The following is a 21,035-nucleotide window of genomic DNA, read 5'->3' as shown; positions in this document are numbered from 1 at the left end:
GCGCGAGTCGTGCTATAATAATACGATCATCATCATCTAGGGAGGTCAGCGCTTGAAGAAGTCATACAGGGGGTTTGCGCTTTATGCCGTCATCATACTGGCGATCATCATCATCAGTCAGATGTTCGGCGCGATGGGGCAGACCCGCAGCGTCAAGATAGATTACAACAAGCTTTTGGAGTACATCGAAAAGGACGAGATCTCCGCCGTCGCCATTCTGGACGACACGCTGGTGGGCCTGATGCGCACGACAAAGATCGCGCAGATGGATTTCCCCGACAAGGCGTACGACTTTGAAACGACCATCGACAAGGACAACTTCTTTGCGACGGTGCGCCAGATTTACGCGGACAAGCTGGGCAAGCCGGTCAGTCAGGTGAGCGAGCTGGACTTCGCGTTCGGCATTACCTATCTGCCTCAGCCGCAGACGCCGTGGTATCTGGAGTTCATTCCATTCCTGATTATGATGGCGCTCGTGTTCGTCTTCTGGATGTTCATCATGCGCCAGCAGTCGGGCGGCGGCAACAAGGTCATGTCGTTCGGCCGCAGCCGCGCGCGCGTCTTTGACCCGGACAAGAACAAGATCACCTTTGCGGACGTGGCAGGCGCGGACGAGGAGAAGGAAGAGCTCGCCGAGATCGTGGACTTCCTGCGAAACCCCAAGCGGTTTACGGACCTCGGGGCGCGCATTCCCAAGGGCGTCCTGCTCGTGGGCCCTCCCGGCACCGGCAAAACGCTGCTGGCGAAGGCCGTCGCGGGCGAGGCGGGCGTACCGTTTCTGTCGATTTCCGGCTCCGACTTCGTGGAAATGTTCGTCGGCGTCGGCGCGAGCCGTGTGCGCGACCTGTTTGAGCAGGCGAAGCGTCATGCGCCGAGCATCGTCTTTATTGACGAGATCGACGCCGTCGGCCGTCACCGCGGCGCGGGCATGGGCGGCGGGCACGACGAGCGCGAACAGACGCTCAATCAGCTCCTGGTGGAGATGGACGGCTTCTCGATCAACGAGGGCGTCATCGTGCTCGCAGCGACGAACCGCCGCGACATCCTCGACCCGGCGCTGCTGCGCCCCGGACGCTTTGACCGGCAAATTACGGTCAATTACCCTGACGTGCGCGGCCGCGAGGCGGTGCTCAAGGTGCATTCGCGCGGCAAGCCCCTCGCGGACGACGTAGACCTCTCCGTGTTGGCCAAGCGCACGCCCTTCTTCACGGGCGCGGATCTAGAAAACATCATGAACGAGGCGGCGATCCTCTGCGCGCGCGCGGGCGGTACCGTCATTTCGATGAAGAACCTGCGCGACGCGGTGGAGCGCGTGCAAATGGGCCCCGAAAAGAAGAGTCACGTCGTGACCGAACAGGATAAGCGTCTGGTCGCCTATCACGAGGCGGGGCACGCCATCGTGGGGGCGAAGCTGAAATACTGCGACGACGTACACTTGGTGACGATCGTGCCGCGCGGCAACGGCGCGGGCGGATACACGCTGTCCCTGCCGGTGGAGGAACGCGATTTTTCGACCAAGAATGCGCTCGTCGACTTCGTGACCATGGCGTTGGGCGGTTACGCGGCGGAAAAGCTCGTCATCGGCGACGTGTCCAACGGCGCGACGAGCGATCTGAAGCGCTCGACGGAGCTGTGCCGTGCGATGGTGACGCAGTACGGCATGAGCGACAAGCTGGGCCCGATCTATCTGGGCGGCGAACAGGAAGTCTTCCTCGCGCGCGATATGAGCCAGCAGACGCGCAATTACTCTGAGGAACTTGCCGCGCTCATCGACACGGAAATTCGCGAGCAGCTGCAAAACGCGTACTATCGGGCGACGGATATCCTGCGGGAAAATGTCGGGAAGCTGCACGGCCTTGCCGAGCTGCTGATCGAAAAAGAGACGGTGTACAAGGCGGAGTTCGAGGCTTTTATGAACAAGGAAGAGGAAGCCTGATTAAAGGGGAGCTACATGCGGTTTTCGAGCATTGAGAGCGCTAGGGGAAGGCGCGTCCTTGCGCGGCGAGGGGCGGCGGATGAGGCCTGCCTTTGTGCCGCGCTGCCCGGGGGGATGGCTGCGCCGCGCTCCGTAGGGGCGTTTCCGAATGAGGCCTTTTGCCCGAAAAACGATAGCGATGCGGTGAAGGATCGTCCGCGGCCGGCATAAAGCGGCTGCGGGCGGGGACCTGCGCCGCTTTCGCGTATCCCGCGGGATAAAATCGGGATTCCTGACTGAATCCCGGGACAGGCATCCGAACCCACGAGGAAAGGACGAATGCGCATGAAGGCGGACCTACACATCCATACGACCGCCTCGGACGGCGCGCTCGCTCCAAATGCGGTGGTACGTGCGGCGGCACATGCGGACTTTTCGTTGATCGCGGTGACCGATCACGACACCATCGCCGGGCTGGAAGAGGCCCGCGCCGGAGCGCTTGCGGAGAATATCGCGCTGCTGCCGGGCGTCGAGCTCAGCGTCGCGAGCGCCGGAATGGACAGAGAAATTCATCTGTTAGGATATGGAATCGACCCCAACGACGCGACGCTCCTTCGTTATTTTGAGCGGAAGGGCGTGGAACGGGCGGCGCGCATGCGGTCTATGGTGGACAAGGCGCGCGCACTCGGGATGGAAATCCGGCTTGAGGACGTGCGCGCTATGGCGCAGGGCGTTCTGTCCCGCGCGCATATCGCCAAGCTCATGGTGGAAAAGGGCTTCGTTCCGGACATGCGCACGGCCTTTGAACGTTATCTGAACCCGGGAAAGCCGGTTTACGTGCCTCGGGAAAAGACGACCGTGGCGGAGGGGTGCGAACTTGTGCGGGAGGCGGGAGGGGTGCCTGTGCTGGCGCATCCGGGCCTGCTGCGCATGGGGGAGACCGCGCTGGAGGCCTGCGTCAGCGAGTGGGTCGGACAGGGCCTGGCGGGCATTGAGGTATATCATCCCAGTCATCAGGCCAATCATCTGCGTTTTCTGTGCGCGCTCGCGCGCAGGAAGGGCCTGTTCGTGACGGGCGGCAGCGATTACCACGGCGAGCAGATGCGAGAAACCCATCTTGGCGACGGATTGGACAGATGGGAGACCTGCGATGCTGACGCGAAGGCGCTTTGGAACGCCGCAGGCACTCGTTGGGGAACCCTTAGGGGCGCCTGAATGCTTCAAGCGTTGAGCCCGTAATACCATCGAAAGGAGTGAGCGGTATGTCTTATTCAAGGGCGGGGTATACGCCGCAAACCCCTCATCAGCCGAAGACTCCGAAACAGCCCATAAAAAAAGGTGGAAGAGGGCGCAGACCCGGCAGCCGCATTCGTTTTTCAAAGCGCGCCAAGGCGGTCTTCGGCCTGCTGCTTGCGCTGATCGTTCTGGTGCTGGCCGCGATCGGTCTGGCTGTCTACATGAGCGTCAGCGTTCACGCCTATGACGACACGTTCGTGCCCGGCGTCTACATCGGCAACGTTTCGCTCGGCGGCATGACCCCGGAGCAGGCGGCGGCGCAGCTCACGGGCGTGGCCCAGACGGGCATGGAAGGCTGGCACGTGAACCTGACCTATCAGGATGTAACCAAGACGATTACCCCGGCGGACCTCTCGATGCGCTTTGAAGTGGGCGATCAGCTCAACAAAGCGTGGGCGATCGGACGGTCGGGGAGCCTGTACGAGCGCTATTCGCAGATCCAGAGCGCCAAAAAGGAACCGATGGCGATCATCGGCGAGATCTCGTATGACGAGGCGATGCTGGACAGCATCCTCAGCCAGGTTCAGGAAGGACTTGAGCGGGAGGTGCAGAACGCGGCGTCTTCCTTTGAGCCCTCGAGCGACACGCCCTTCGCGTTTACGGACGAGGTATACGGGCGTCATTTGGACACGGTGCCGGTCAAGGAGCAGATACTCGAGGCGGTTCGCTCGCTGGAAAGCCGTGACATCGTGCTCGAACCGGAGCTCACGGCGCCTACGGTAACGCGCGCGATGCTGGAAGAGAACATCTCCGCCGTCGTCATCGTGAAGAGCAACATATCCTCCTCGAGCGAAGCGGGCCGCAACCAAAACATCGCGGTCGCGTTGGAAAAGCTGAACGGTCTGGTCATTTCGCCGGGCGAGCGCGTTTCTTTCAACAGCGCCGTCGGCCGGCGCACGGAAGCGAACGGGTTCACCACGGCGCTCGAAATCGCTTACGGCGAGTACGTGGAGGGCATCGGTGGCGGCGTTTGCCAGGTATCCACGGCGCTGTATCAGGCGGTCGCGCGCGGGGGGCTCGAAATCATCGAGCGTACGCCGCACGCGATTCCCTCCAACTACGCCGAACCGGGACAGGACGCAACCGTGTCCGACCGCGGCCTCGATTTCATCTTCCGGAATACGAGCGACATGCCGATCTACTTCAAGGCGCGCATGGTGGAGGACGGAAGCCGCAAGTTCATCGAAATCACGATCTTCGGCAAGCCCCTGCCGGACGGCATTCGCTACACGCTCGAATCGACGGTAGTGGAAACGCTCCCCCTGCCCGATCCGATTTACGTGAAGGATAAGGACGCCAGGTACGTGGTGTATGAGGACGAGGAGTACCAGGCGAGCAAGGGCCGTCAGGGCTACGTGGTGGAGACGTACCTCGTGACGACGAAAAATTCCGCGCTTATGGAGCGCGAGTTGATCTCGACGGATACGTATAAGGCCAGCGCGCCGCAAATCTATGTGGGCGTCACACCAAGACCGGTGGATACGCCTGCCCCGGAAGAGATTATCCCAGAGGGATAGACGAATATAAGGGAGGAAACGTACGATGGAAAAGAAGTGCTTTTTGACGGAAAAGGGTCCCAAGGCGGTCGGGCCGTATTCAACCGCGGTCGAATACGGCGATACGATTTACCTGTCCGGCATGATCCCGATCGACCCCGCAACCCAGAAGCCGGTGGAGGGAGACTGCACGGCGCAGGCGGTTCGCGTGTTTGAAAACATCAAGCTCGTGCTCGAAGAGATGGGGGCGACGATGCAGGATGCGCTTAAGACGACCGTATACCTGACCGATCTGTCCAAGTTTGGAGAGGTCAACGCGATCTACAAGGATTGGTTTGGCCCGGATTATCCCGCGCGCACGTGCGTGGAAATCAGCAAGCTGCCGCTCGGCGTGCAGATTGAAATTGAGGTCATCGCAAAAAAGCATTAAGCAAAAAAGCGCGCCCCTCGCGGCTATGCCGAGGGGTGCGCTTTCGTCCGTCCGTCAATTCTGCGGCTCGTGCTGCGCGATCTGGTCGTTCAGGAGGTTGATATTGCCGCAGCCCATGGTGAGCACGAGATCGCCCGGCTGCCAATGCGCGCGAAGGTAGGCTTCCGCGTCGTCGAACGTGGGCGTATAATGCACGCGCTGGCCGGTCTTTTCGATTGCTTCTACCAGCATGGTGGCGTGGATGTCGCCGGGATCCTTTTCGCGCGCGGCAAAAATGTCGGTGATGAGGATTTCGTCCGCGTCGCGGCAGCAGTCGATGTAGCTGCCAAAGAGGTGCTTGACACGGGAGTAGGTGTGCGGCTGCATGACCGCCCACAGACGGGTGGGATGCTGCATCTTCGCGATGGAAAGAGCATTGCGCATCTCCGTGGGGTTGTGGCCGTAGTCGTGATACAGCCGGACGCCCTGCACGGTAGAGGTATGCTCAAAGCGCCGGTGCGCGCCGGTAAAAGCCTCCATACCGCGCTTCAAATCCTCGAACGACGCACCCAGCGCATGCGCCGCAGCCATGGCCGCCAGGGCGTTGAGCACGTTGAAGCGGCCGGGCACGCTGAGCTGGACGCGGGTGCGCGCTTCTCCCTTGTACACGAGGTCAAAGCCGGCGCGCCCCGTATCGTCTTCCAGCAGGTTATCGGGGTGCCAGTCGCACCGGCCGTCCATGCCGAAGGTTTCATGGGCGCAGGAAAGAGCCTCCATCAGTGAAGCGACGCGCGGGTCGTCGCCGTTGCCGATGCACAGGCCGTCCGAAGGCAGCAGGGAGAGAAATTTGCCAAACGTCTGCGTGATGTCGTCGATATCCCTGTAAAAATCGAGGTGATCTTCTTCGATGTTGAGCACGACCGCGATGGTCGGGCGCAGGTGCAGAAAGCTCGCGTTAAATTCACACGCCTCGGCCACGAAGGCGTCGCCGCCCCCGATGCGCGTGCTGCCGCCGATGGCGTCGAGCTGACCGCCGATGTGAACAGAGGGGTCGAGCCCCGCGTTCACCGCGATCTGAGAGAGCATGGAGGTCGTGGTCGTCTTGCCGTGCGTGCCGCAGACGCCTACCGCCCGTGGATAGCCCTCCATGAGCTGGCCGAGCAGCGTCGCACGCTCCATGCTGGGGATGTTGAGGCGGGCGATTTCCAAACGTTCGGGATTGTCGGGAGCGATGGCGGCGGTATAGACCACGAGGCCTGCGCCGCGCACGTTCTCCGGACGGTGCCCGATCTCGACGGGGATGCCGAGCGCGCGAAGCTTTTTCGTGGCGTAGGATTCGGTGCCGTCCGAACCCGTGACGGCGTAGCCCTTTTGCTGGAGCATCTCGGCCAGGCCCGACATGGAGCTGCCGCCGATGCCGATCATATGGACGCGCTTGCCGGTATAATCCCGGATGTGCGGTGAAAGCATAAGACCACTCCCTTTAAAAGCAAGAACTTTTGAACGCGTAATGCCCATATTATACGCTTTTGTAGGGCTTGGTATCAACCGCTTTCGGAAAAAAGGAAGAAAACCGTAAAAACTCGAACAAAAATGCACGAAAATGTGTGCTTGTACTGGATTTCATCTGAAAAGTGAATTATAATAGGGCTTATTCAGTGAAACATTCGTAGTTTTGAAGGGGGATCTTCCATGGACCGTATCAGGCGCAACGAGCGTCTCGCCGCGATGACGCGCATTCTGGTGGCTGCGCCGAATCATATCTTCACGCTTAGCTATTTTTGCGAAATGTTTGGGGCCGCGAAGTCCACGCTCAGCGAGGACATAGACATCCTGCGCGACGTGCTCGCGCAGTTTCATTTGGGTCAGCTGGAGACGGTCACGGGCGCGGCGGGCGGCGTCCGCTATCGCCCGATCCTCGTGGGCGGCGACGCGCTCGCATGCGTGCAGTCGGTCGCAGAGATGCTCTCCTCGCCGGGGCGCGTGCTGCCCGGCGGGTTCGTCTACATGGCGGACGTGCTCTCCATGCCCGATCTGGTGGAAAAAATGGGCATGATCATGGCGTCGCAGTTTTATAAGCAGGAGCCGGACTTCGTGCTGACGATGGAGACGAAGGGCATCCCGGTCGCGCTGATGGCAGCCAAGGCGCTGGACGTGCCGCTGGTGATCGTACGGCGCGACAGCAAGGTCTACGAGGGGCCGGCGGTGAACATCAACTATCTGTCGGGTTCCGCCGGCCGGGTGGAGACGATGTCCCTTTCACGCAGGGCAGTCAAGGAAGGGCAGCGGGCGCTCATCGTCGACGACTTCATGCGCGCGGGCGGCACGGCGCGCGGCATGGTCGACATGATGCGTGAGTTCGCGGTGACCGTGGTGGGCATCAGCGTGGTGATGGCCACGAAAGAGCCCGCGAAGAAACGCGTGGACGGCGTCAAGTCCCTTCTGCTGATGGAGGACGTGGACGACGCGCAGGAACGCGCGATCATCCATCCTTCCGATTGGCTTCTCCAATAACATCAAGGAGGCGTAGCGAATGGACCGTATAGCCTTGATTCTGGCCGCCGACGACGGCGCGCAGATGCAGTCGGGCATTCCCAAGGCGCTGCACACGCTGTGCGGCAGGACGATGATCGAGCACGTGGCGCACGCGATGAACAGCGTGTGCGGCGAGGTGGCTTACGTGCTGGGAAAGAGCAGCGAAGCCGTGCTGAACTGCGTCGGCCGGAACGTGCCCTACGTGCTTCAGGATCCGCAGGAAGGCTGGGGCACCGCGCGCGCGGTGCGCGCGGCGATGCAGATGCTTTCCGGCCGTGACGGCTGCGTCGTCATCGCGCCGGGCGACATGCCGCTGGTGAGCGAGGAGTCGCTGGAACGCCTGGTGCGCGCCGTTGAAGAGGACGACAGCGTCGCCGCGCTGCTGTACGCGACGATGGAAAACCCCAGCGGGTACAGCCGGATTGTACGCGATGATCTGGGTCAGGTGCAGTCCGTCGCGAAGAACGAACGCCTGACGCAGTCGCTTTCGCGCATCCGTGCGTGCAACGCTTCCGTCTACTGCGTGCGCATCGACATGCTGATGTGGGCCCTTCCGCTGGTGAAGCGAAGCGAGGCCGACGGGCTCTATCACCTCTCTGACGTGGTGGGCATCCTGAGCGGCGCGGGATACCGCGTGCAGGGCGTGAAGATGCGCGATCCCATGGAGTGCATCGACGTGGACGACTGCGTGCAGCTGGCGCAGGCGAGCAGGGCGATGCGCGAGCGGATTAACCGCCGGCTGATGAAGGCCGGCGTCACGATGATCGACCCAGACGCGACCTATATCGATTCGGACGTGCAGATCGGCTCAGGCACGCGCGTCTATCCGGGCTGCGTGTTGGAAGCCGGCACCGTCGTCGGGAAAAACTGCAAGCTGCTGCCGAACTCCAGAATTCACGGCGCGAAGATCGGGGATCACGTCACGGTTGAAAGCTCGGTCATCCTCGAGGCGGAGGTGGAAAGCGACACGACCGTCGGTCCGTATGCTTACCTGCGGCCGGGCACGCGCGTGGGAAGCGGCTGCCGCGTGGGAGACTTCGTGGAGATCAAGAACAGCTCCATCGGCGATGGAACGAAGGTATCCCACCTTACCTACGTGGGCGACAGCGACCTTGGCCGGGACATCAACCTGGGCTGTGGCGTCGTGTTCGTCAACTATGACGGCAAGGTGAAGCGCCGCTCGACGGTGGGCGACCACGCCTTCATCGGCTGCAACGTAAACCTCGTCGCGCCGGTCAACGTCGGCAGGGAGGCGTATGTCGCCGCCGGTTCGACCGTGACGCGGGACGTGCCGGAGGGCGCGCTCTGCGTCGCGCGCGAGCGCGAAACCATCAAAGAGGGCTGGGTCGAGGCGCGCAGGGAGCAGGGAAAACTCTGATCGCGTCGAATCAGATAAACCGAACATTGAGAAAAAATGCAGCGGGGGAGGCGCAGGCTTTCCCCGCATCGCCCTGTTTTGGACGCGGGCGATCAAAAAGAGGGGTTTTGAATATGTTTGTCATCGTAGGGCTGGGCAATCCCGGCAGTCCGTACGCGCGAACGCGTCACAACGTGGGCTTTGACGTGATCGACGTCCTGGTGGAGAAGCTGAACGCAGGAGCGCCCAGAAAGATGTGCAGCGCCCTCGTTTGGGAGGCGCGCGTCGAGGGGGAGCGCATGGCGCTGTGTAAACCGCAGACGTACATGAACGACAGCGGGCGCAGCGTGGTGGAGCTGGTAAACTGGTATAAGCCGGAAAACGACCGCCTGCTCCTCGTTTACGACGATATTGACCTTCCGCTGGGCAAGCTGCGCCTGCGGGCGAGCGGCAGCGCGGGCACGCACAACGGCATGCGCTCGGTCATCGGCCTGCTGGGCAGGCAGGACTTTCCGCGTCTGCGCGTGGGCGTGGGCGCGAAGCCGGAGGGCTGGGACCTCGCGGACTGGGTGCTCTCGCACTACCAGACCGAGGAAGAGAGAAAGACGCAGTTCGACGCATTCCTGCACGCGGCGGACACCGCGCTGACGATCGTGCGTGAGGGCGTCGAAGCCGCGATGCGGGCATGTAACGTCAAGGGCTGAGGGAGGAAAACATGGCGAATGAATTCCTGTTCGAACCGCTGAGCGGCTGGGAACCCTATAATCGGCTGCTCCTCGACGTCCGCGCGCACGCGGTCGTCGCGGCCTATGGCATGAGCGAAGGGCAAAAGGCGCATATCGTCTCCGCGCTCCATCGGGATACGGGGCGTCCGGTGCTCTTCGTCGTGCCGAGCGACCAGGTCGCCGCGCGCGCGCACGAGGATATATTGCAGATGCTGGGCGGCGGCGCGGCGCTGTTTCCCGCGCGGGAGGTGAACTTTTATCAGGCTGTCGCCCAAAGCCACGAGCTCGCCTGCCGCCGCATCGAGACGATGCAGCGCCTGCGCGCGGGGGAGGCAAAAATCGTCGTCGCCCCGGTCGACGCGCTGATGCACCGCCTCATGCCGCAGGCACTCTTTGCCGCACACACGATTCGCCTGTCGGAGGGGGACGTTTATTCGCCGGGCGAGCTCGCAGCCGCCCTTTCACAGGCGGGCTACGCGCGGGAGGAAATGGTGGAGGGAAAGGGGCAGTTCGCGCTTCGCGGCGGCATTCTGGACATCTTCCCGCCGGACGCGCTCAGCGCCTGCCGCATCGAGTTCTTCGACGACGAAGTCGATTCCATCCGCACGTTTGACGTGCTCACCCAGCGCTCACAGGCCCGCCTCAAGGACGTCGTCATCCCCCCCGCCGCCGAGGCCCTGGTGGACGGCAAGCAGGCGAAGGGAGCCGCAGACCGCCTGCGCGCGTCGCTCGAGCTGGCGCTCGCCGCAGCGCAGGGGCGCGAGCAGGATTCGCTGCTCGGCTCGCTTCCGATGCAGGAGGACTACCTGACCGGCGAGCGCTACGACGTGGCGCGCGAGGTGATTTCCCGCGCGGCGCGGCCCGGAACGCCCCGGGAGCGCCTGGAAGGGGCGGTGCGTGACATCGCGGACGCCTTGGAAGAAGGACGCTATGTGCGCGGGCTGGAGCGTTATATGAACCTGCTCTACGACGCGGACGAAACGATTCTTACGTACATGAAGGATCCGATCGTCGTGCTCGACGAACCGGATCATCTGCGCGAACGTTGCGAAAACCGGCATTTTGAGTTTATCGAGGCGTATAAAAGCGCACTGGAACGCGCGGAAGCGCTCAGCGAGCAGGCTGAGCTGCTGCTCGACTACCCACGTCTTTTGCCCAAGCTTACGCAAAACGGCGCGGTGGCGATGACGGGCTTTTTGCGCACGATGGGCGGCTTTACCCCCAAGGACGTCGTTCAGCTCGACGGCACAGGCGTTTCCGGCTATCAGGGGCAGTTGAAGGACCTGTGCGCCGATATGGCGCGTTGGCAGCAGGACGGCTGGCGCATCGCGCTGCTCTCCGGCGGCGTGGCGCGCGGTCAGCGCCTGCTTGCCTCGCTGAGCGAGCTGGGAGCCGCCTGCACGTTTCGGGAAGACGGCGGGAGCGTCAGGCCCGGGGAATGCGCCGTCGTGCCGCTCGCGCTGACGCACGGCTTTCAGTATCCGCAGATCAAGCTCATGGTCATTTCCGACGGCGACATCTTCGGCGTCGCGCAGAAAAAGACCCGCTCGCGTCAGAAGAAGGCGGGCGAGAAGATCGCGGCGTTTACGGACCTCAAGGTCGGAGATTACGTCGTGCATGAGACGCACGGCATCGGCGTCTATCAGGGCACGGTGCGCCTTTGCAGCGAGGGCACGTACCGGGACTATCTGTTCATCCAGTATCAGGGGAGCGACAAGCTGTACGTGCCCACCGACCAGCTGGACCGCATTCAGAAATTCATCGGTGCGGAGGGCACCGCGCCGCGCATCAACAAGCTTGGCGGTTCCGAATGGAAGCGGCAAAAGGCCAAGGTCAAGCAGTCGATCAAGCAGCTTGCGTTCGACCTGGTGAAGCTTTATGCCGAGCGCAAGGCGAAAAAGGGTTACGCCTTTTCCAAGGATACGCCTTGGCAGCGCCAGTTTGAGGAGAACTTCCCCTTCGAGGAGACGCCGGATCAGCTGCAATCCATCGCGGACATCAAGGCGGACATGGAAAGCAGCAGCACCATGGACCGCCTGCTGTGCGGCGACGTAGGCTACGGCAAGACGGAGGTGGCCCTGCGCGCCGCGTTCAAGGCGGTCATGGACGGAAAACAGGTGGCGTTCCTCGCGCCGACGACAATCCTCGTGCAGCAGCACTACAACACCGTCCTCAAGCGCTTCGAGGGCTTCCCGGTGCACGCGGAGGTCATCAGCCGGTTCAAGACCGGCGCGGAACAAAAGAAAATCCTGCAGTCGGTGAAGGACGGCTCCGTGGACATCCTGGTGGGCACGCACCGTCTGCTGGGGAAGGACGTGGTCTTTAAGGATCTGGGGCTGCTCGTCGTGGACGAGGAGCAGCGCTTCGGCGTGGCGCACAAGGAGAGCATCAAAAACCTCAAGAGCAGCGTGGACGTGCTCACCATGTCCGCGACGCCGATTCCGCGCACGCTGCATATGTCCATGGTCGGCATCCGGGACATGAGCCTGCTCGAAACCCCGCCGGACGAACGCTATCCGGTGCAGACCTACGTCATCGAGTATCAGGACGGGCTCATCCGCGACGCGATCCTGCGCGAGCTGCAAAGGGGCGGGCAGGTGTACTTCCTGTACAACCGGGTGGATACGATCGACCAGTGCTATGCAAAGCTTTCCCAGCTCGTGCCGGAGGCGCGCATCGCCATCGGCCATGGACAGATGCGCGAGCACGCCCTGGAGGACGTGATGCTCGACTTCTACGAGCACAAGTACGACGTGCTGCTGTGCACGACGATCATCGAATCGGGCTTGGACGTGCCCAACGCGAACACGCTGATCGTCTACGACGCGGATCACTTCGGGCTGTCGCAGCTCTATCAGCTTCGTGGACGTGTGGGCCGTTCCAATCGTCTCGCCTACGCCTATCTGACGGTCCGCGCGGGCAAGGTGCTCAGCGAGGTGTCGCAAAAGAGGCTGGACGCCATCCGCGAGTTCACGGAGTTCGGCTCCGGCTTTCGCATCGCCATGCGCGACCTGGAACTGCGCGGGGCGGGCAATATTCTGGGGCCGGAGCAGAGCGGCCACCTTTCCACGGTCGGCTACGACATGTACTGTAAGCTCATCGAGGAAAGCGTGCGCGAAATTCGCGGGGAAATGGGCGAAGCGGTGGAGGACATCGAGGCGCGGGTGGAACTGCATGTGGACGCCTTCCTGCCCATGGAGTACGTCGGCGGCGAGCAGCAGCGCATCGAGGTCTACAAGAAGATCGCGTCCATCGAGGACAGCGCGTCGCGCGACGACGTGGAGGAGGAGCTCATCGACCGCTTCGGCGACGAGCCGCAGCCGGTCATCAACCTGGTCGCGATCGCCCATCTCAAGGCGATGTGCGAGCAGCTGGGCATCGATCTGATCCTACATCGCGGAGGCCAACTGCAAATGCGCTTCTCGCCCTACGCGCACCCGGACGGCGCCAAGCTGCTTTCCGCCGTGCAAGGCGTAGACAAACGGCTGATCCTTTCGGCTTCACAGCCGCCGAGCCTCAACCTGCGCGATCCTTCGCTTTCGCCGGAGGAGATGCTGCACGAGGGCGTCAGGATCATGGAAAAGGTGATGAAAAATCTGGCGCGCAACTGACCCTTGCGCTTATGGGCGGACGAAGTGTGTTTTTTTCGTCCGCCTTCAAGGGATTGGGCTGTTTTTGTCGAATCAATACCATATTGTGTGGAATTTGCCCATCGGGCGCCGCGCAAAATAGACGGACAGGCGCTTCGGGCGCTGCTATCGGCGCAGTCGGCCCGACGCACGAAAGGGGGAGGCTTCGTGAACGTACGCGAACAGATCGAAGCGCGCGAGGAGAGCTTTCTATCGCCTTATGCGGTGAAAAGCGCGCAGTCGCGGGGGCGCGAACGGGAGATCGAGCCCTGCACGCTGCGCACCGCGTTCCAGCGCGACCGGGACCGCATCCTCCACTGCAAATCGTTCCGCCGCCTCAAGGGGAAGACGCAGGTTTTCCTCGTGCCGCAGGGCGACCATTACCGTACGCGGTTGACGCATACGCTGGAGGTGTCGCAGGTGGCGCGGACCCTGGCGCGCGCGCTTTGCCTCAACGAAGACCTGACCGAGGCCATCGCTCTGGGGCACGACCTGGGCCATACGCCGTTCGGCCATATCGGAGAGCGGACGCTCGACCGCATGACGCCCGAGGGGTTCGACCACAAGGATCAGAGCCTTCGCGTCGTGGACGTGCTGGAGGATTTGAACCTCACCTGGGAGGTGCGCGACGGCATCGCCCATCACTCGGGCAAGCAGCCCGCGGCGACGCTGGAGGGGCGCTGCGTGCACTTCGCCGATCGGATCGCCTACATTAACCATGACATCGACGACGCCCTCCGCGCGGGCGTATTAAAGCGGGACGATTTGCCGCGCGGGTGTGTCGCGACGCTGGGCGATACGCACGGCAAGCGCCTCAATACCATGATTGCGGACATCGTCACCAGCAGCGCCGGCAGGGACGAGGTGAAGATGTCCGACGAAATCTGGCAGGCCAGCATGGAGCTTCGCACCTTTCTCTTCTCGCGTGTATATTCGCGGGACTGGGCGGCGGGCGAAGAAAAGAAGGCGGATCACGTGGTCGAAGCCCTCTACCGCTACTACGCCGAGCATCCGGGGCAGATGCCTCTGGAATACGTCGAGATCAGCTATCGCGAGGGGCTGGAGCGCAGCGTCTGCGACTATATCGCCTGTATGACCGACGGATACGCGGTCGCGACCTACCAGAAGCTGTTCGTCCCCGCCGCATTTGACAGCCTGTAAAGCGGGCCTTTGGTTTTCGCGATTCAGGCAGGAAATGAAACGGTTTTGGCGAATCAAAGGATTAAGGACGGTGAAGGAATTTGGCAGGACGCTTTCCGCCTCAGTGGCTGGACGAGCTGCGCGCACGGGCGGATATCGTTACCGTGGTTTCACAGTACGTGCAGCTCAAGCAAAACGGCCGCCGCTATTGGGGCCTCTGCCCGTTTCACGGGGAAAAGACCGCGTCCTTCAGCGTCGATCCCGAACGGCAGATGTATTACTGCTTTGGCTGCAAGGCGGGCGGCAGCGTGATTCAGTTCGTCATGGATATGGAGCACGTGGAGTTCGTGGATGCGGTCAAGCATCTGGCGGAGCAGGTGCACATGGAGCTGCCGCAGGTGACGTATTCCCCGGACTACGCGCGATTGAAGAGCGAACGGGAACGCCTGCTCGGGGCAAACGTGGAGGCCGCGCGCTTTTACCATGCGCAGCTTTGGAAGAATGAAAGCGCGCAGGTGCTTGCCTACCTGCACGGGCGCGGTCTGGACGACGGCACGATCATGAAATTCGGGCTGGGCGCGACGCCGCCCGCTTGGGACGGCGCCACGCGCTATCTGCTCTCCAAAGGCTATACCGTGGAGGAACTGACGCGGGCCTGCATCACGGTTCAGAAGGACGAGAAGGTCTACGACATGTTCCGCAATCGGGCGATTTTCCCGATCATCAACGCGCAGGGAAACGTTCTGGGTTTCGGCGGTCGGGCGCTGGGAGACGCGAAGCCGAAGTACCTCAACTCGTCGGACACGCCGGTGTTCAACAAGCGTTTGGGCGTATATGCGGCCAACCTTCTGCGCAAGCAGCGCGGGCTGAAGCGCGTCATCCTGGTGGAGGGCTACATGGACGTCGTTTCGCTCGTGCAACAGGGGGTCGCGGGCGTCGTCGCCACGCTGGGAACGTCGCTCACCGTGGAACAGGCGCGCCTGCTCAAGCGCTACGCCCCGGAGATCTGGGTGGCCTATGACGGCGATGCCGCAGGGCAGCACGCCATCCTCCGGGCGCTGGACATCTTCGATGCGGAGGGGATTCCGGCGCGGGTGCTGTACTTCCCGGACAACCTCGACCCGGACGAGTTTATCCGCAGAGACGGGCTTTCGGCCTTTGAACAGCTGACGCCGATCGGCGCCGTGGCCTATCGCATGCAGCGGGCGGCGGACGGATTGGACCTTTCCACGCAGGAGGGAAGGACGCAGTACGCGCTTGCCTGTTCAAAATTTCTAAAAAAAGTACAGGAACCGGTGGAACTGGACAGCTATATTCAGCGTCTGATGATAGAGACAGGTTTTCCGCGCGAAGTGCTGATGCAGCAGGTGGGCAGGCAGACCGCCTCCCCGTCGCCCGCGGAGGTGTCGATCAAAAGACGTGCGCGCGCCGAGGAGGACAGGCAGGCGTTTTTGCCCGACCATTTGAAGGCGGAACAGTCCATATTGTCCTTTCTGTCGTCCGGGCGGATGGAGCACTCGCTCGTGCGGCCGGAGGATTTTACGCAGCCGCTGCACCGGCAGATGGCTGAGGCGCTTTTGAGCGGACAGTCTGCCAGCGCTTTGCTGGAAGAGATGGAGGATGAAACACTGCGCGCGCAGGCGGCGCAGATCATGGAATGTGAACCCAAGGGTGAGGCGGATGTAACGCTGCAAATCGTCGCAGACTGTCTGGAGCGGATGCGGAAATACCGCATACAGACGAAGATCGACGAGCTCAAGGAGAAGCTTGCGACGCTGCAGGGTGAGGAGAGAAGGGAAGCGCTTTCGCAGCTCATGCAGCTTGAGGGGATGCGCCGCACCAAGGCCGGCCGAAAGGAATGATCCAAGTGAGCAATACACCGGACGCGAACAAAAGCAAAATCGAAGAGCTCATCAAGGCCGGGAAGGCCAAGGGCGTGCTCACCTATAAGGAAATCATGAACCAGCTGGTTGAGATGGAGATCGAGCCGGACCAATTCGATAAAGTGCTGGATACGCTGGAATCGCTGGGCATCTCCGTCGTAAACGGAGAGGACGGTCAGGAGGCGGTCAGCGAACCGGAGGAGGAAGTGGACATTTCCGTGCCGGAGGGCGTCGGTATCGACGACCCGGTGCGCATGTACCTCAAGGAGATCGGCAAGGTGCCGCTGCTTTCGCCCGAGGAGGAGATCGAAATCGCCAAGCGCATGGAGGCCGGGGATGAGGAGGCAAAGCGCAAGCTGGCTGAGGCGAATCTGCGCCTGGTCGTCTCCATCGCCAAGCGCTATGTGGGACGCGGGATGCTCTTTCTCGACCTGATACAGGAGGGCAACCTCGGCCTCATCAAGGCGGTTGAAAAGTTTGATTACCGCAAGGGATACAAGTTTTCCACCTACGCCACCTGGTGGATTCGCCAGGCGATCACCCGGGCGATCGCGGATCAGGCGCGCACGATCCGCATCCCCGTCCACATGGTGGAAACGATCAATAAGCTGATCCGCGTGTCGCGCCAGCTCCTCCAGGAGTACGGCCGGGAGCCCCTGCCGGAGGAAATCGCGCGCGAGATGGACATCCCAGTCGAAAAGGTGCGCGAGATCATCAAGATCGCGCAGGAGCCGGTATCGCTGGAGACGCCCATCGGCGAGGAAGAGGACAGCCACCTGGGAGACTTCATTCCCGACGACGAAGCGCCAGCGCCCGCGGATGCAGCGTCGTTCATGCTGATGAAGGAACAGCTCATGGACGTGCTCGACACCCTGACGCAGCGGGAGGAAAAGGTGCTGAGGCTTCGCTTTGGGCTGGACGACGGCCGCCAGCGCACGCTGGAGGAGGTTGGGCGCGAATTTAACGTGACGCGTGAACGCATCCGCCAGATCGAGGCGAAGGCGTTGCGCAAGCTGCGCCATCCGAGCCGCTCTAAGAAGCTGAAGGACTTTCTGGATTAAGAGGAACGAAGGGGCCGGAGCCTCTTACGGGGGGCCTGGGGGCGGCGCCCCGAGGTTCCTTTCTTTCATTTACGGAGGAGAACGTGCAGGAGATATTGCTGGACGAAAGATTGGAGACGATCGCCTCCCTTGTCGGGAAGGCGGCTTCCGCCGCAGACATCGGGGCGGATCATGGGCGGCTGGCGTGCGCGCTGCTGGAGCGAAACCCCGGCCTGGTGATGACCGTATCGGACGTGAGCGCACCTTCCCTTGAAAAGGCCCGCCGCCTGCTGCGCGAGCGGGGGCTCTTGCCGCGCGTGCGCCTGTGTGTGGCAGACGGCCTTGAAGGCATTGAAAAGCCCGTGGAGGCGATCGTGATCGCGGGCATGGGGGCGAGGACGATCCGGGGCATCCTGGAAGGCGGCAGGGAGAAAATCGGTGCGGCAAGGCTGATTCTTCAGCCGAACCTGGACGCGGACCAGCTTCGCGTATGGCTTTGCGGCAATGGCTTTGAGATCATCGCAGAGCGCATCGCGCGCGCGTCCGGGCGGTTTTATCCTATCCTTTGTGCAAGACAGGGAGAAAGCGCTTCGATTTCGGGCAAAGAGGCTTTTCTGGGGCCGGAGCTCCTGCGCGGGCGTCCCGCGAATTACGAAGCGTACCTGCTTTGGCTGCGGGACGTGCGCCTGCGCGAGCGGGAGCATGTGGCGCAGGGGGCGACTCCGCACGCGCTTTTGCGGAGAGAACGCCTGGACGAACAGCTTGCGTGGATAGAGGAGGCGCTTTCATGGAAGCAAAGGTAAAGGACATCGTAGCCCTGATCGACGCGCTCGCGCCGTTTGAGACTGCGCTATCGTGGGACAACGTCGGCCTTCTGGCGGGAGACCCGGAGGCTACGGTCACATGCGTCCTGACGGCGCTGGACGCGACGCCGGGCGTGATCGAGGAAGCGAAGGCGCGGGGCGCGCAGCTCATCGTGACGCACCATCCGATCCTTTTTTCTCCGGTGCGAAGGGTCTGCGCGGACGACCTGCAGGGAAGATTGATCGTGTCGATGCTGAGAGCGGGTATTTCGATGGTCGCCGCACATACGAACTGGGATCTGGCGAGGGGCGGATCAAACGACGCGCTGATGAAGACGGCAGGCTTTGAAGGAGCCGCAGGCGAAGGCTTCCTTCGAACGGTGCAGATCGAATCCCCCCTCGCGCCGGATGCGCTGGTGCAGGCGCTCAGCCTTCGCCTGAAGACGCAGGCGCTCTTCTACGGAGATCGGACGCGGCCGGTACGCCGCCTCGCCTGCTGTTCGGGCGCGGGCGGGGAAGAGCTCTTGGCGGCGGCGAAGACGGGCGCGGACTGCTATCTGACCGGCGAACTCAAGCACCACGAGCTGCTGGAGGCGATGCAGTTGGGCCTGCGGGTGGCGCTCGTAGGTCATGGGCCGAGCGAAGAACCGGCTGCGGACGCGCTAAATCAAGCTTTACAAAGTCAGGCGAATGCGCTACAATATCCTGTACATGTCATTCGGTCAAAGGTCAATCCGTTCGTTTAAGGCGGGATCAGGTAGGAGGTTTTTTCGTGGAACAGCAATTAGAACTTTTATGGCAATACCAGCAGGTAGATATGGAGGTTGAACGTTTCGAGCGCGAAATGCGTCAGGCGCCGAACCGTCAGAAGCTGCTCAAGCAGCGTGAATTTCTGATGGAGCAGCAGAACGTCGTCAAGCGCATCGAGCAGGAAGTGGCCATCATGTCCGACCGCATGGAGGCTATCCGCGACGAGATCATCCGCCTTCAGAATTCTGTCGCCGATCTCGGGGCACAGACGGAGAAGAACCCGCCGGAGACGGTGGAGGATGCGCGCAAGCAGATTCAGCAGGCGCAGAAGCTCGTCAATACGATCACGCGCTATGAATCCGAATTGACGAAGCTTCGCAAGGACGCGGACCTTCGCGACCGCCACCAGCACGAGGCGCGCGTGCGCGCGGCCAAGACGCGTGCGGAATTCGACCAGCTGAAGAAAATCTACGACGTGGAGTACAAAAAGCAGTCGGAGGAGCTGGAACGCCTGCGCGCCCGCGCGGCGAAAGCGGCCAAGGACATCACGCCGGAGATGCTGGAGCGCTATAAGGTCATCAAAAAGCACAGCATTCCGCCGATGACCCGGCTGCAGGGGGATCGCTGCGGCGGATGCAACATGTCGCTTCCGGCGGCGGTGCTGGGCCAGATTCGTTCCGGCAGCGCGGCGGTGGAGTGCGAAAACTGCGGGCGCATCATCATCACCCAGTAAAATTTTTGCGGCGGCAAATGTGTCGTGTTGCTTGACACATCTGCCGCCGTATGTTATGCTTCGTAAGGTTGTGAGGTTGCTAAACGGTCGCGTGCTTCGGCATGAGGAAAGTCCGAGCTCCATAGGGCAGGGTGCCGGGTAACACCCGGTGGAGGCGACTCCAAGGAAAGTGCAACAGAGAGATACCGCACGCGCGAGCGTGTAAGGATGGAAAGGCGAGGTAAGAGCTCACCAGCGGCTTGGCGACTTGTCCGCTATGTAAACCCCACCCGGTGCAAGATACGATAGAGCGCATATGGCGGCCCGTCATGCTCCAGGATTTCGCTTGAACCTGCCGGCAACGGCAGGTCTAGATAGATGATCGTTCACGACAGAACTCGGCTTACAGGCTCCGCTCACAACCGCATGGAGCGCGCTTCCGCAGGAGGAAGCGCGCTCCGTTTTCATCATGAGCCGAAAAAGTAGGCGCGGCATACTTGTGCAAAGCGCGGGTTTGTGGTATACTATTTCGGAAATCGCACCCGTGCCGATTTATTTGTCCTGCCCAACGGGCCCAAATAAAGGAAACGCACGGGGAGGTTAAAAAAGGAGGAAACCCAAATGGCAGTTATCTCTATGAAGCAGCTCCTGGAAGCGGGCGTGCACTTCGGTCACCAGACCCGCCGCTGGAACCCCAAAATGGCGCCCTACATCTTCACCGAGCGCAATGGCATCTACATCATCGACCTGCAGAAGACCGTCCGTAAGATCGACGAGGCGTACATGTTCGTGCGCAACCTCGCGATGGAGGGCAAGACCGTGCTGTTCGTCGGCACGAAGAAGCAGGCGCAGGAGTCCATTGAGCAGGAAGCCAAGCGCTGCAACATGTTTTACGTCAACAACCGCTGGCTGGGCGGCATGCTGACCAACTTCAAGACCATCAAGACCCGCATCGCCCGCCTCAACGCGATTGACGCGATGGAGCAGCGCGGCGACTTTGAAGTGTTGCCCAAGAAGGAAGTCATTAAGCTGATGGCCGAGCGTGAAAAGCTCGAAGCGAACCTGGGCGGCATCCGCGAGATGAAGAACCTGCCGGGCGCGCTGTTCGTAGTCGATCCGCGCAAGGAGCACATCGCGGTGACCGAGGCCCGCATTCTGAACATCCCGATCGTCGCGATCGTCGATACCAACTGCGACCCGGACGAGGTCGATTACGTGATCCCCGGCAACGACGACGCGATCCGCGCTGTCAAGCTGATCGCCGGCAAGATGGCCGACGCGATCCTTGAGGGCAAGCAGGGCGAGCAGGCCGAGCCGGAGACGACGGAAGCCGCCGCGCAGTAAG

16 protein-coding genes and 1 other RNA gene are annotated in these 21,035 nt (G+C 61.9%); 16 read left to right on the top strand and 1 reads right to left on the bottom strand.

The window, feature by feature from the left end:
- The first annotated feature begins 52 nt into the window (after positions 1 to 52).
- From ftsH to C1725_RS11275, 4 genes are all read left to right on the top strand, one after another.
- Positions 53 to 1,936: an ATP-dependent zinc metalloprotease FtsH gene (gene ftsH / locus C1725_RS11290; protein WP_346026603.1), complete on the top strand. Its 1,884-nt coding sequence runs from the start codon at positions 53 to 55 to the stop codon at positions 1,934 to 1,936.
- A 324-nt stretch (positions 1,937 to 2,260) separates the two neighbouring features.
- The gene (locus tag C1725_RS11285) at positions 2,261 to 3,130 is read left to right on the top strand and encodes a PHP domain-containing protein (RefSeq protein WP_346026602.1); all 870 of its coding nucleotides are present in this window, start codon (positions 2,261 to 2,263) and stop codon (positions 3,128 to 3,130) included.
- Between the two features lie 47 nt (positions 3,131 to 3,177).
- A complete protein-coding gene (locus C1725_RS11280) occupies positions 3,178 to 4,728 on the top strand; it encodes a VanW family protein (protein WP_102411701.1) in 1,551 nt (516 codons plus the stop codon).
- Between the two features lie 25 nt (positions 4,729 to 4,753).
- Entirely contained in the window at positions 4,754 to 5,137 is a 384-nt protein-coding gene (locus C1725_RS11275; RefSeq protein WP_102411700.1) for a Rid family detoxifying hydrolase, read from the top strand.
- 54 nt (positions 5,138 to 5,191) lie between these two features.
- Here the strand turns inward: C1725_RS11275 and murC are convergent, their stop codons facing one another.
- Complete coding sequence (gene murC, locus C1725_RS11270; protein WP_346026601.1) at positions 5,192 to 6,586, bottom strand: UDP-N-acetylmuramate--L-alanine ligase; 1,395 nt, start codon at positions 6,584 to 6,586, stop codon at positions 5,192 to 5,194.
- A gap of 222 nt (positions 6,587 to 6,808) precedes the next feature.
- Between murC and purR the strand changes: the two genes are divergently transcribed.
- The 12 genes from purR (at position 6,809) to rpsB (ending at position 21,034) form a co-directional block, all read left to right on the top strand.
- Positions 6,809 to 7,630, top strand: a complete 822-nt coding sequence (gene purR / locus C1725_RS11265) for a pur operon repressor (RefSeq protein WP_102411698.1) — start codon at positions 6,809 to 6,811, stop codon at positions 7,628 to 7,630.
- Positions 7,631 to 7,649: 19 nt separating this feature from the next.
- Entirely contained in the window at positions 7,650 to 9,029 is a 1,380-nt protein-coding gene (gene glmU / locus C1725_RS11260; protein ID WP_102411697.1) for a bifunctional UDP-N-acetylglucosamine diphosphorylase/glucosamine-1-phosphate N-acetyltransferase GlmU, read from the top strand.
- A gap of 113 nt (positions 9,030 to 9,142) precedes the next feature.
- Positions 9,143 to 9,712, top strand: coding sequence for an aminoacyl-tRNA hydrolase (pth, locus tag C1725_RS11255; protein ID WP_102411696.1), 570 nt, complete (start codon positions 9,143 to 9,145; stop codon positions 9,710 to 9,712).
- Between the two features lie 11 nt (positions 9,713 to 9,723).
- Positions 9,724 to 13,344 carry a transcription-repair coupling factor gene (gene mfd, locus C1725_RS11250; protein ID WP_102411695.1) on the top strand — a complete coding sequence of 1,207 codons (3,621 nt, stop codon included), beginning with the start codon at positions 9,724 to 9,726 and terminating at the stop codon, positions 13,342 to 13,344.
- Positions 13,345 to 13,530: 186 nt separating this feature from the next.
- Positions 13,531 to 14,523 (top strand): deoxyguanosinetriphosphate triphosphohydrolase, encoded by a 993-nt coding sequence (locus C1725_RS11245; protein WP_102411694.1) that lies wholly within the window; start codon positions 13,531 to 13,533, stop codon positions 14,521 to 14,523.
- An 80-nt stretch (positions 14,524 to 14,603) separates the two neighbouring features.
- Positions 14,604 to 16,364, top strand: a complete 1,761-nt coding sequence (gene dnaG / locus C1725_RS11240) for a DNA primase (RefSeq protein ID WP_102411693.1) — start codon at positions 14,604 to 14,606, stop codon at positions 16,362 to 16,364.
- Complete coding sequence (gene rpoD / locus C1725_RS11235) at positions 16,361 to 17,446, top strand: RNA polymerase sigma factor RpoD (RefSeq protein ID WP_102411692.1); 1,086 nt, start codon at positions 16,361 to 16,363, stop codon at positions 17,444 to 17,446. The genes dnaG and rpoD overlap by 4 nt, the downstream gene beginning before the upstream one ends.
- Before the next feature lie 83 nt (positions 17,447 to 17,529).
- Positions 17,530 to 18,228 carry a tRNA (adenine(22)-N(1))-methyltransferase gene (locus tag C1725_RS11230; protein ID WP_346026599.1) on the top strand — a complete coding sequence of 233 codons (699 nt, stop codon included), beginning with the start codon at positions 17,530 to 17,532 and terminating at the stop codon, positions 18,226 to 18,228.
- Entirely contained in the window at positions 18,213 to 18,974 is a 762-nt protein-coding gene (locus C1725_RS11225) for a Nif3-like dinuclear metal center hexameric protein (RefSeq protein ID WP_102411690.1), read from the top strand. Before C1725_RS11230 ends, C1725_RS11225 begins: the two co-directional genes overlap by 16 nt.
- Before the next feature lie 26 nt (positions 18,975 to 19,000).
- On the top strand, positions 19,001 to 19,711 hold the full coding sequence (locus tag C1725_RS11220; RefSeq protein ID WP_102411689.1) for a C4-type zinc ribbon domain-containing protein: 711 nt from the start codon (positions 19,001 to 19,003) through the stop codon (positions 19,709 to 19,711).
- A gap of 71 nt (positions 19,712 to 19,782) precedes the next feature.
- An RNA gene (gene rnpB / locus C1725_RS11215) (RNase P RNA component class A) lies at positions 19,783 to 20,113 on the top strand.
- A gap of 198 nt (positions 20,114 to 20,311) precedes the next feature.
- On the top strand, positions 20,312 to 21,034 hold the full coding sequence (rpsB, locus tag C1725_RS11210) for a 30S ribosomal protein S2 (RefSeq protein WP_102411688.1): 723 nt from the start codon (positions 20,312 to 20,314) through the stop codon (positions 21,032 to 21,034).
- The last annotated feature ends 1 nt before the right edge of the window (position 21,035 follow it).

It is taken from the genome of Beduinella massiliensis (assembly GCF_900199405.1).
GTDB lineage: Bacteria > Bacillota > Clostridia > Christensenellales > Aristaeellaceae > Beduinella > Beduinella massiliensis.
The sequence above is the reverse complement of the archived record's forward strand: the minus strand, read 5'-3'. Positions and strand labels throughout refer to the sequence as shown.

Excerpts from the sequence above, each read along its gene's own strand:
- mfd (WP_102411695.1), top strand. The coding sequence starts at position 9,724 with ATGGCGAATGAATTCCTGTTCGAACCGCTGAGCGGCTGGGAACCCTAT.
- murC (WP_346026601.1), bottom strand. The coding sequence starts at position 6,586 with ATGCTTTCACCGCACATCCGGGATTATACCGGCAAGCGCGTCCATATG.
- rpsB (WP_102411688.1), top strand. The coding sequence starts at position 20,312 with ATGGCAGTTATCTCTATGAAGCAGCTCCTGGAAGCGGGCGTGCACTTC.
- glmU (WP_102411697.1), top strand. The coding sequence starts at position 7,650 with ATGGACCGTATAGCCTTGATTCTGGCCGCCGACGACGGCGCGCAGATG.
- pth (WP_102411696.1), top strand. The coding sequence starts at position 9,143 with ATGTTTGTCATCGTAGGGCTGGGCAATCCCGGCAGTCCGTACGCGCGA.
- C1725_RS11275 (WP_102411700.1), top strand. The coding sequence starts at position 4,754 with ATGGAAAAGAAGTGCTTTTTGACGGAAAAGGGTCCCAAGGCGGTCGGG.
- C1725_RS11225 (WP_102411690.1), top strand. The coding sequence starts at position 18,213 with ATGGAAGCAAAGGTAAAGGACATCGTAGCCCTGATCGACGCGCTCGCG.
- purR (WP_102411698.1), top strand. The coding sequence starts at position 6,809 with ATGGACCGTATCAGGCGCAACGAGCGTCTCGCCGCGATGACGCGCATT.
- C1725_RS11285 (WP_346026602.1), top strand. The coding sequence starts at position 2,261 with ATGAAGGCGGACCTACACATCCATACGACCGCCTCGGACGGCGCGCTC.
- C1725_RS11280 (WP_102411701.1), top strand. The coding sequence starts at position 3,178 with ATGTCTTATTCAAGGGCGGGGTATACGCCGCAAACCCCTCATCAGCCG.
- rpoD (WP_102411692.1), top strand. The coding sequence starts at position 16,361 with ATGATCCAAGTGAGCAATACACCGGACGCGAACAAAAGCAAAATCGAA.